This window comes from Aminomonas paucivorans DSM 12260 (assembly GCF_000165795.1).
GTDB lineage: Bacteria > Synergistota > Synergistia > Synergistales > Synergistaceae > Aminomonas > Aminomonas paucivorans.
Map to the genome: position 1 here is coordinate 1,386,361 of NZ_CM001022.1, position 11,351 is coordinate 1,397,711.

Consider the following 11,351-nt stretch of genomic DNA (forward strand, 5'->3'; position numbering starts at 1 on the left):
TCCGAGGGGGGAGACGACATGAGCGTCGTGCAGTGGGTCTATGAGTACGAGCAGGGAAACGCGAGCATGAAATCCCTGTTGGGCGGGAAGGGGGCCAACCTGGCCCAGATGTGGAACATCGGCCTGCCCGTGCCGCCGGGTTTCATCCTCACCACGGAGGCCTGCAAGGCCTACTGGGAGGACCGGGCGGGGCTCCTGGATGCGGTGTGGCCGCAGGTGAGGCAGTCCATGAAGCGCATGGAATCCGCCACGGGCAAAACCTTTGGGGGCAAGGAGAATCCTCTCCTGGTCTCCGTGCGCTCCGGTGCCCCGGTCTCCATGCCCGGGATGATGGACACCATCCTGAATCTGGGCCTCAACGGGGACACGGTGGAGGCTCTGGCCGCGGCCTCGGGAGACGAGCGCTTCGCCCTGGACAGCTACCGCCGGTTCATCCAGATGTACTCCGACGTGGTTCTGGAGCTGGAGCACGGAGACTTCGAGTTCTGTCTCGCCCAGGCAAAGAAGGAACAGGGCTGCCGCCACGACCACGAGCTGTCGCCGGAAATGCTGCGCAAGCTGGTGGGACAGTACCTCCAGATGGTTCAGTCCAAGGGGAAGGTCTTCCCCGAAGACCCGTGGGAGCAGCTTCGTCTGGCCATCGAGGCGGTGTTCCGAAGCTGGAACACCCCTCGCGCGGTGACCTACCGGCAGATCCAGCGCATCCCCGACGATCTGGGCACGGCGGTCAGCGTGGTCTCCATGGTCTACGGCAACCTGGGGAACGACTGCGGCACGGGGGTCTGCTTCACCCGCAACCCCGCCACGGGGGAACGAGAACTCTTCGGGGAGTTCCTGCTCAACGCCCAGGGAGAGGACGTGGTGGCGGGTATCCGCACCCCCCGGCCCATCCAGGAGCTGAAGGCCGACATGCCGGAGGTCCACGGGGAACTGCTCCGTCTCACCAGCCTCCTGGAACAGCATTACAAGGACATGCAGGACATCGAGTTCACCGTGGAACGGGGGAAGCTCTACCTCCTGCAGACCCGAAACGGCAAGCGCACCGCCAAGGCGGCGGTTCGCGTGGCGGTGGACATGGTCCGGGAAAACCTCATCCCCAAGGACGAGGCGGTACGCCGGGTCACCCCGGAGAACGTGGAACAGCTTCTCCATCCCCAGCTGGACCCCAACCTCCCCATGAACGTCCTGGCCCGCGGGCTTCCCGCATCCCCGGGGGCGGCGGTGGGGAAGGTGGTCTTCCAGGCCGACGAGGCGGAGAAGCTGGGGCGCAGCGGCGAGGCGGTGATCCTGGTCCGCCCCGAAACCACCCCCGACGACATCCACGGCCTCTTCGCCGCCCAGGGTGTCCTCACGAGCCACGGGGGCATGACCAGCCACGCCGCCGTGGTGGCCCGGGGGCTGGGCAAGCCCTGCGTCTCCGGCTGCGAAGCTCTGGACATCGACCTGCAGCGGGAGACCATCCGGGTGGGGGATCGGATCATCCGCAAGCACGAGATCCTCACCCTGGACGGAAGCCGGGGGCTCGTGGTTCTGGGAAGCCTCCCCCTGATCCAGCCCAGCTTCACCGACGACTTCCGGGAACTGTTGTCCTTTGCGGACGAGATTGCCGCCCTGGAGGTGTGGGCCAACGGGGACACCCCGGAGGATGCGAAGAGGGCGAGGGAGTTCGGCGCCCGGGGCATCGGACTCTGCCGCACGGAGCACATGTTCATGCAGGCGGAACGCCTGCCGGTGATGCAGGAGATGGTGGCGGCCACGGACCGGGAAGAGCGCGTGGCTGCATTGAACCGCCTCAAGGTCATGCAGAAGGACGACTTTCTGGGGATCTTCGAGGCCATGCAGGGGTTCCCCGTCACGGTGCGTCTTCTGGACCCGCCGCTTCACGAGTTCCTGCCCAAGGTCCCGGAACTGCAGGGGCGCATCGCGGAACTGGAGAAAAAGGGGCAGGGGGATGCCCCGGAGGCGGAACACCTTCGCCGTCTGGCCCGCAAGGCGGAAAGCCTCAGGGAATCCAACCCCATGCTGGGTTTTCGGGGGTGTCGCCTGGGCATCATCTACCCGGAGATCTACGAAATGCAGGTGGAGGCCATCTTCGAGGCGGCGGGGGAACTGGTCGCCCGGGGCGTTTCGGTCCACCCGGACATCATGATGCCCCTGGTGGGGACCCTGGAGGAGATGAAGCGCCTCCGCGCCATGGTGGGGGAGATCGCGGAGCGGGAAGAAAAACGCACCGGCGTCCGGGTGCCCTATCTTGTGGGTACCATGATCGAACTGCCCCGGGCGGCTCTGGTGGCGGGGCAGCTGGCGCAGGAGGCGGAGTTCTTCAGCTTCGGCACCAACGACCTCACCCAGACCACCTTCGGGTACTCCCGGGACGACGCGGAGGGCAAATTCCTGGCGGAGTACGTGCGGCTCCACGTGCTGCCCGAGAACCCCTTCCACGTCCTGGACCGTGACGGGGTGGGACGCCTCCTGGAGATCGCCGTGCAGGACGGACGGGGAACCCGACCGGCCATCCAGATCGGTATCTGTGGGGAACACGGGGGGAACCCCAGCAGCATCGCCTTCTGCCACAAACTGGGGCTGAAGTACGTCAGCTGCTCCCCCTTCCGAGTCCCCGTGGCCCGTCTTTCCGCGGCCCTCTCGGTCCTGGGGCTGCTCTCCTGACGGAACGCACGAACCGAAAGGGGCCCCGCCTGCGCAGCGGGGCCCCTTTTTTGTCGAAGGGAGGAAGCCCATGACCATCCGAGAAGAATGGGAAGCCACGGAGGCGCAAATCCTCTCACCCCGGGCATGCCCTGCCGCAAGGACGAAGGGCAGGCTTCGGGAGGAGCCGCCCTGTCCGCTTCGCACCTGCTTCCAGCGGGACCGGGATCGGGTGATCCACTCCAAGGCCTTCCGACGCCTCAAGCACAAGACCCAGGTGCTCCTCCTGCCCGAGGGAGACCACCTGCGCACCCGCCTCACCCACACCCTGGAGGTCTCTCAGATCGCCCGCACCATCTCCCGAGCCCTGCGCCTCAACGAAGACCTCACCGAGGCCATTGCCCTAGCCCACGACCTGGGACATACCCCCTTCGGTCACATGGGGGAGCGGGTGCTGAACCGGCTGGCCCGAGAGGCGGGGCTGGAAGGCTTCCACCACGCCCAGCAGAGCCTCCGGGTGGTGGACCATCTGGAAAAGGGGGGGAAGGGGCTCAACCTGACCTGGGAGGTGCGCATGGGCATCCTCCAGCACTCCAAGGGGCAGGTCCGGGTGGGGGAGGGGTTCGCCCTGGAATCCCCCTCCTCCCTGGAGGCTTGGGTGGTTCGGGTGTCCGACTCCATTGCCTACCTGAACCACGACCTGGACGACGCCCTGCGAGCCCGGCTCCTTCGGGAGGAGGAAATCCCCGATGTGGTCACCCGGCGCCTCGGAAAAACCCACGGAGAGCGAATCTGTCGCATGGTGGAGGATGTGGTGGCCTCAAGCGGGGAGGAGATCCGCTTCGGGGCGGAGGTGCTGGAGAGCATGGAAGCCCTTCGGGCGTTTCTGTTGGAGCGGGTCTACGCGGCTCCCCCCGTGAAGGCGGAGGAACCCAAGGTGGCCTTTCTGGTGGAGACCCTCTTCCGCCGCTGCCTGAAGACCAATCCCCAGTGGGGTCCCAGGCAAGTCCTGGACCACATCTCCGGCATGACGGATCGCTATGCCCTTCAGGTCTTCGAACGGGAGAACGTCCCCCGTCCCTGGCCGGAGAATCCGATCGTCAATTGGTAATGCGGTACTGTTTCAGCAGATCCTGGTATTTCTTTTCCACCTCGTTGGCCGGGCTCAGGTCCTTGGCGTAGGGTTTCGCCTGGGGGTTGGCAGGAGTGGCCGCCTTGGCGGGGGGACGCTTCGCCGCCACCACCGGCTCCGCAGGAGCCTCCGTCGCCACGGGGGTCTCCGGCGTCTCGACGCTAGCCTCCGACTCCGCAGGCTGCACGGACCGCTCCTGGCTCCCGTAGCGCAGGGCGTAGCGTCCCTGCACCGAGGCGTCGTCCGCAGGGGCCAGGAGAAGCTGCGGGGCATTGCCGTCCTCCCGAGCGGCGACGCGGCTTCCCCCGTGGAAGGGGCATTCCGCCGTGGGGGCTTCCCCAGTCCGGAGGGCCACCTCGGCTCCCTGGCAGGAGCCGGTGGCAAGAAAACCGGTCTTCCGGCAGACCCGGACGATTTCCACATGTCCCTCCGCAGGGACGGTGAAGCGAGCTGGGGTTCCCCGCAGGCGAACCGCCTCCGTCACGAACCGCTTCCACACCGGAGCGGCCACCTTCCCCCCCACCGCCTTGGCCCCCAGGGAGGTGTGGTTGTCGTTGCCCACGTACACCACCGCCACCAGGCCGGGAACCCCGCCCACGAACCAGGCGTCGCTCCAGTCGTTGGTGGTTCCCGTCTTGCCGAAGGTCTCCACCCCCGGGACCTGCGCTGCCCGTCCCGTCCCCCAGAGGACCGCCTGCACCAGCATGGAACGCACCGCCAGGGCTGTCTCCATGGAGATGCCCCGATCCAGGCGAGGCCCGTTCTTCTCCAGAATCTCCCCGGAGGCGGAGCGGATCTCCCGGATCCCGAAGGGCGTCACCCGGTAGCCGTTGTTGGCGAAACAGGAGAAGGCCACCGCCATTTCCTGGGGCGTCACGCTGGTGGAACCCAGGGCCAGAGACAGATCGTCGGGAAGGTGCGGGGTGGTGATCCCCATCTTGCGGGCCACCTCCTGGATGGAGGGGATCCCCACGATCTGGGCCAGGCGGACCGCCGGGGTGTTGAGGGAGCGTCCCAGGGCCTCCACGAGGGTCACCTCTCCGCTGAACTTTCGGTCGTAGTTCTGGGGGGACCATCCGTTGGGAAAGGTCAGGGGCGCATCCAGCAGATGGTCCACGGGGCGATAGCCGTTTTCGAAGGCCGCCGCATAGACCAGGGGCTTGAAGGAGGAGCCGGGTTGGCGGAAGGCCTGCACCGCCCGGTTGAACTTGCTTTTCCGAAAATCCCGCCCTCCCACCAGGGCGAGGATTTCCCCCGTGTCCGGGTCCAGAGCCACCAGAGCCCCCTCGTGGGGCAGACCGACAAAGGCCTTCTCCGCCGCCTTCTGGAGGTCCAGGTCCAGGGTGGTGAGAATGCTCAAGCCTCCCCGGTAGACCGTATCTGCTCCATAGGCGGGCAGAAGGTTCTTGAAGAGCAGATGGGACACGAAGTAGGGCGCCTGCTGGAGTTCCAGCTTCCGTCTCTTGCCGGAACGAAGCTGCAGAGGCTTGGCCAAGGTGCCCTTCTCCTGGTCCAGGCTGATCCAGCCCAGGTCCGCCATCCGGTGGAGCACGTAGCGCTGCCTCGTCTTGGACCCTTCGGGATTGCGCACCGGCGTGTAGTACTCCGGGGCCGCGATGAGACCCGCCAGAGTGGAAGCCTCCGCCAGGGAGAGGGCGGACGCCTCCTTGCCGAAGTAGCTCTGCGCCGCCGCCCCGATGCCGTAGGTGCCGTGTCCCAGATAGATGGTGTTCACGTACATTTCCAGGATCTTGTCCTTGGAGTAGATCCTCTCCAGGCGGATGGACAGAATGGCTTCCTTGATCTTCCGGGTGAAGGTCTTCTCCCGGCTCAGAAACAGGTTGCGGGCCAACTGCTGGGTGATGGTGCTGCCCCCTTGCCGTGCCCTCTGGTGGGAGAGGTCGATCCACAGAGCCCGGAGGATGGCCGCGGGGCGCAACCCCGCGTGTTCGTAGAACTCGCTGTCCTCCGCTGCCAGGGTGGCCTTCAGGAACCACGGAGAGATCTTCCCCAAGGGGACCCAGGTCCGGTTTTCCTCGAAGAGGGTGGTGATGACACGGCCGTTTCGATCCAGCACCGTCGTGGCCAGGCTGGGCTGTCTCCGAAGGATCTCCTCGGAGGAAGGCAACGTCTCCGAAAGGTCCTTCAACAGGACCGTGACCCCCACGGAGAAGAAGGCGGCGCTCCCCAGGAGCAACAGAAGGAGAAAGCTCAGGAGGATCTTCACGATTCCCCCGGGTCTGCGGCTTCGGGAAAAGGGGATTCTGCGGGCGTTCGGGACGGTATGCTTCATCGTCGACCTCCGGATGGTCGTGTAGTGGAGAAGGGATCGCGAAGGAATCGGGGAACCCGCGCGGATTATAGCACAGCAAATTTACTCCCAGGGGTTGCGCGACTCCGGGAGGCGTGCTAAACTCCCCTTTGTCGCCGCAAGGCGGCACCGAACCTTGCCAACTGAATACAGCGCGCGAAAGAGCAACCAACCGTCAAAAGACCAGTATTGTTCGGAGAGTTTGATCCTGGCTCAGGACGAACGCTGGCGGCGTGCTTAACACATGCAAGTCGAACGGACTGTTAGTGAAAGCTTGCTGGATCTAACAGTTAGTGGCGGACGGGTGAGTAACACGTGAGAACCTATCCCGACCCGGGGGACAACAGGTGGAAACGCCTGCTAATACCCCATAGGCGCAGAGATGCGTGAAAGGAGCAATCCGGGGAGGGAGGGGCTCGCGGCCTATCAGCTAGTAGGTGGGGTAACGGCCCACCTAGGCGATGACGGGTAGCCGGCCTGAGAGGGCGCACGGCCACACTGGAACTGAGACACGGTCCAGACTCCTACGGGAGGCAGCAGTGGGGAATCTTGGGCAATGGGGGCAACCCTGACCCAGCGACGCCGCGTGAGGGACGAAATCCCTTGGGATGTAAACCTCTGTTGTGCGGGACGAAGGACGTGACGGTACCGCACGAGGAAGCCCCGGCAAACTACGTGCCAGCAGCCGCGGTAATACGTAGGGGGCGAGCGTTGTCCGGAATTACTGGGCGTAAAGCGCACGCAGGCGGGTTGTTAAGTCGGCTGTGAAAAGCACGGGCTCAACCTGTGTCTTGCGGTCGATACTGGCAGCCTCGAGTACGAGAGAGGGAAGTGGAATTCCCGGTGTAGCGGTGAAATGCGTAGATATCGGGAGGAACACCAGTGGCGAAGGCGGCTTCCTGGCTCGTGACTGACGCTCATGTGCGAAAGCTGGGGGAGCGAACGGGATTAGATACCCCGGTAGTCCCAGCCGTAAACGATGGATGCTAGGTGTGGGTATCGTAGGGTATCCGTGCCGGAGTTAACGCGATAAGCATCCCGCCTGGGGAGTACGGCCGCAAGGCTGAAACTCAAAGGAATTGACGGGGGCCCGCACAAGCGGTGGAGCACGTGGTTTAATTCGATGCAAACCGAAGGACCTTACCTGGGTTTGACATGCACGTGGTACGGAGATGAAAGTCGAAGGACCCTGGGGCAACTCAGGGAGCGTGCACAGGTGCTGCATGGCTGTCGTCAGCTCGTGTCGTGAGATGTTGGGTTAAGTCCCGCAACGAGCGCAACCCCTGTGGTTAGTTGCTAACGGGAGAGCCGAGCACTCTAGCCAGACTGCCGTCGACAAGACGGAGGAAGGTGGGGATGACGTCAAGTCATCATGGCCTTTATGCCCAGGGCGACACACGTGCTACAATGGCCGGCACAGAGGGCAGCAAGCGTGCGAGCGCAAGCGAATCCCGTAAAGCCGGTCCCAGTTCGGATTGCAGTCTGCAACTCGACTGCATGAAGCTGGAATCGCTAGTAATCGCGGATCAGCCAAGCCGCGGTGAATACGTTCCCGGGCCTTGTACACACCGCCCGTCACACCACCCGAGTTGGGGGTACCCGAAGTCACCGGCCTAACCCGTAAGGGGAGGAGGTGCCGAAGGTATGCCTGGTAAGGGGGGTGAAGTCGTAACAAGGTAGCCGTACCGGAAGGTGCGGCTGGATCACCTCCTTTCTAAGGAGTTCAACCATTCGACGGTGGTTTTCTCTCGTGCGCTGTTGTGGGCCGATAGCTCAGTTGGTTAGAGCACGCGGCTGATAACCGCGAGGTCGGAAGTTCGAATCTTCCTCGGCCCACCAGTTTCTTTACAAGGTGCATCTTTGGGGATGTAGCTCAGTGGGAGAGCGCCTGCCTTGCACGCAGGATGTCGGCGGTTCGAATCCGCTCATCTCCACCATTCTTAGCACCGACGCACCATGACACCGACCAAGCGGAGTCAAGAGATCCCCTCGCGAGGGGGGATGTTTTGTCTGCGGAGGCGGGACCATAGGGGAAAGATGAGGTTAAGGTACAAAGGGCACGCGGGGAATGCCTTGGCGCCAGACGCCGAAGAAGGACGTAGCAAGCTGCGATAAGCCTCGGGGAGGAGCAAGCATCCATTGATCCGAGGATTTCCGAATGGGGCAACCTGACGGGAGCAGTCCCGTCGCCCTCGGATGAGGGCGGGCACCCGGTGAAGTGAAACATCTCAGTAGCCGGAGGAGAGGAAATCGAAGAGAGTCCCCAAGTAGTGGTGAGCGAAAGGGGATGAGCCTAAACCATGCACGTGTCAAGCTTGCGGGCGTTGCGTGCGTGGGGTTGCGGGATCTTCCAGGAGCCTTCCGCAAAGGGCTCGGGCAGTTACAAAGGCGCACTCTAGCGGAACCGTGTTGGGAAAGCGGGCCGCAGAAGGTGAAAGCCCTGTACGCGACAGGGTGCGTCCTGCCTGTGGAAGACACCCAAGTAGGGCGGAGCACGTGGAATTCCGTCTGAATCCGGGCCGACCACGGTCCAAGGCTAACTACGTCTGGCGACCGATAGTGAAGCAGTACCGAGAGGGAAAGGTGAAAAGCACCCCTGGCGGGGAGTGAAATAGACCTGAAACCGCGTGCCTACAAGCAATCGGAGCCCCTTCGTGGGGTGACGGTGTGCCTCTTGGAAAATGAGCCGTCGAGTTATGGTTTGTGGCGAGGTTAAGGACTGCAAGGTCCGGAGCCGCAGGGAAACCGAGTCTGAATAGGGCGTCCAGTCGCAAGCCATAGACCCGAAGCCGCACGATCTATCCATGTCCAGGTTGAAGTCCGGGTAACACCGGATGGAGGACCGAACCAGGGCCTGTTGAAAAAGGCTTGGATGAGGTGTGGATAGGAGTGAAAAGCTAATCGAGTGCGGTGATAGCTGGTTCTCCCCGAAATGCATTGAGGTGCAGCCTCGTGCGACGAACGTACCGGGGGTAGAGCACTGAATGGGTGAGGGGGCCGATGGGTCTACCGAGCTCAATCAAACTCCGAATACCGGTACGGGATGCACGGGAGTGAGACTACGGGTGAGAAGATCCGTGGTCGAAAGGGAAACAACCCAGCCCGACAGCTAAGGTCCCAAAGCCCATGCTCAGTGTTGCAAGGATGTGGAGGAGCCCAGACAGCCAGGAGGTTGGCTTAGAAGCAGCCACCCTTGAAAGAGTGCGTAATAGCTCACTGGTCGAGCGCCTCTGCGCCGAAAATGTGGGGGGCTAAGCATGGCACCGAAGCTTCGGCATCAGACCTTAGGGGTCTGATGGGTAGGGGAGCGTTCCGTACGGGGTGAAGCAGGCCTGTAAGGGACTGTGGACTGTACGGAAGTGAGAATGACGGCATGAGTAGCGAGAAGCAGGTGAAAAACCTGCTCGCCGGAAGCCCAAGGATTCCTGGGGAAGGTTCATCCGCCCAGGGTTAGGCGGGACCTAAGGGGAGGCCGAAAGGCGTACTCGATGGACAGCCGGTAGACATTCCGGCCCCGCTTGAGCAACGCTTGTACCGATGGGGTGACGCAGGAGGCTAGGTGCGCCGGGTGCTGGACGTCCCGGTCCAAGGCCGTAGGGGGGTACTTCAGGGAAATCCGAGGTACCGGTACCCTGAGAGCTGATGGGGACTACGAATGATCGTGGGAAGGCATTGAAGCCAGGCTGCCAAGAAAAGCCTCTAGGGAGGAGCTCGAGCGCCCGTACTCCAAACCGACGCAGGTGGGCTGGCTTAGCAGGCCAAGGCGGACGGGATAACCCTCGTTAAGGAACTCTGCAAGTTGACCCCGTAACTTCGGGAGAAGGGGTGCCTCCGCGGTGAAGCGTCACGCATGTGGAGCCGCTGGAGGCCGCAGAAACCAGGCTCAGGCGACTGTTTAATTAAAACACAGGACTCTGCTCAAGGCGCAAGCCGAGGTATAGGGTCTGACACCTGCCCGGTGCTGGAAGGTTAAGGGGAGAGGTTAGCCGCAAGGCGAAGCTTTGAACTGAAGCCCCAGTAAACGGCGGCCGTAACTATAACGGTCCTAAGGTAGCGAAATTCCTTGTCGGGTAAGTTCCGACCTGCACGAATGGTGTAACGATCTGAGCGCTGTCTCGACGAGGGACCCGGCGAAATTGTGGTACTGGTAAAGACGCCAGTTACCCGTGGTGGGACGGAAAGACCCCGTGGAGCTTTACTGTAGCCTGATATTGGATTTCGGTACTCTCTGTACAGGATAGGTGGGAGACGTAGAAGCCATGGCGCCAGCTGTGGTGGAGTCGCCGTTGGGATACCACCCTTGGAGTGCTGGGGTTCTAACCGCTCATAGCTGAAGCGCTAGGCGGGACACTGTCAGGTGGGCAGTTTGACTGGGGCGGTCGCCTCCCAAAGAGTAACGGAGGCGCGCGAAGGTCACCTCAGCGCGAATGGAAATCGCGCACTGAGCGCAAGGGTATAAGGTGGCTTGACTGCGAGAGCGACAGTTCGAGCAGAGACGAAAGTCGGTCCTAGTGATCCGGTGGTTCCGAGTGGAAGGGCCATCGCTCATCGGATAAAAGCTACCCCGGGGATAACAGGCTGATCTCCCCCGAGAGTTCCCATCGACGGGGAGGTTTGGCACCTCGATGTCGGCTCGTCGCATCCTGGGGCTGAAGCAGGTCCCAAGGGTTGGTCTGTTCGCCCATTAAAGCGGTACGTGAGCTGGGTTTAGAACGTCGTGAGACAGTTCGGTCCCTATCCACCACGGGCGTAGGGGATTTGAGGGGATCTGCTCCTAGTACGAGAGGACCGGAGTGGACGAACCGCTAGTGTACCGGTTGTGGCGCCAGCTGCATAAGCCGGGTAGCCATGTTCGGATCGGATAACCGCTGAAGGCATCTAAGCGGGAAGCCGGCCCCGAGATGAGATCCCCCACTGGGAAGCCAGGTAAGGCATCCTGAAGACGACAGGATTGATAGGCCGGGGGTGTAAGCGGTGTGAGCCGTTGAGCTGACCGGTACTAATATGCCGAGGCCTTAACCTCATCTTTCTCTTGTGGTCGGTCTCCGGCCTGTCCGGGAGGACAGGATCTTGGAGGAGCGATTGCAGACAAGTTTCTGGTGGCCCTAGCGGAGGGGACACACCCGGATCCATGCCGAACCCGGTCGTTAAGCCCTCCAGCGCCGATGGTACTACGGGGGGTACCCGTGGGAGAGTAGGTCGCCGCCAGAATTAGTTACCCCAAGAGTAGGGGGGCCGTCCATCCGGACGGCCCCCCTACTC

Annotated in this window: 3 protein-coding genes, 2 tRNA genes and 3 rRNA genes; 7 read left to right on the forward strand and 1 reads right to left on the reverse strand. The window is 62.8% G+C overall.

What is annotated here, in order from left to right:
* The first annotated feature begins 18 nt into the window (after positions 1–18).
* Positions 19–2,667, forward strand: coding sequence for a pyruvate, phosphate dikinase (gene ppdK, locus APAU_RS06480; RefSeq protein ID WP_006300926.1), 2,649 nt, complete (start codon positions 19–21; stop codon positions 2,665–2,667).
* 70 nt (positions 2,668–2,737) lie between these two features.
* Positions 2,738–3,757 (forward strand): deoxyguanosinetriphosphate triphosphohydrolase, encoded by a 1,020-nt coding sequence (locus APAU_RS06485; RefSeq protein ID WP_006300927.1) that lies wholly within the window; start codon positions 2,738–2,740, stop codon positions 3,755–3,757.
* On the opposite strand, the gene APAU_RS06490 is transcribed toward APAU_RS06485, so the two are convergent.
* Positions 3,747–6,071 (reverse strand): transglycosylase domain-containing protein, encoded by a 2,325-nt coding sequence (locus APAU_RS06490; protein ID WP_006300928.1) that lies wholly within the window; start codon positions 6,069–6,071, stop codon positions 3,747–3,749. The two genes, APAU_RS06485 and APAU_RS06490, sit on opposite strands and share 11 nt — an antisense overlap.
* A gap of 208 nt (positions 6,072–6,279) precedes the next feature.
* Here APAU_RS06490 and APAU_RS06495 point away from each other — a divergent pair.
* The 5 genes from APAU_RS06495 to rrf all read left to right on the forward strand — a co-directional run bounded on the left by APAU_RS06495 (position 6,280) and on the right by rrf (position 11,300).
* Positions 6,280–7,803 (forward strand): 16S ribosomal RNA (locus APAU_RS06495).
* Positions 7,804–7,851: 48 nt separating this feature from the next.
* Positions 7,852–7,928: transfer RNA gene (locus APAU_RS06500), tRNA-Ile, on the forward strand.
* 23 nt (positions 7,929–7,951) lie between these two features.
* Positions 7,952–8,026 (forward strand) — tRNA-Ala (locus APAU_RS06505).
* Positions 8,027–8,130: 104 nt separating this feature from the next.
* Positions 8,131–11,112: ribosomal RNA gene (locus APAU_RS06510) — 23S ribosomal RNA — on the forward strand.
* A 72-nt stretch (positions 11,113–11,184) separates the two neighbouring features.
* Positions 11,185–11,300 (forward strand): 5S ribosomal RNA (gene rrf / locus APAU_RS06515).
* The 16S, 23S and 5S rRNA genes sit together here with 2 tRNA genes alongside, the layout of an rRNA operon.
* The last annotated feature ends 51 nt before the right edge of the window (positions 11,301–11,351 follow it).

What these genes read in the sequence shown, in the direction of transcription:
- ppdK (WP_006300926.1), top strand. Translation starts at nt 19, where the DNA reads ATGAGCGTCGTGCAGTGGGTCTATGAGTACGAGCAGGGAAACGCGAGC.
- APAU_RS06485 (WP_006300927.1), top strand. Translation starts at nt 2,738, where the DNA reads ATGACCATCCGAGAAGAATGGGAAGCCACGGAGGCGCAAATCCTCTCA.
- APAU_RS06490 (WP_006300928.1), bottom strand. Translation starts at nt 6,071, where the DNA reads ATGAAGCATACCGTCCCGAACGCCCGCAGAATCCCCTTTTCCCGAAGC.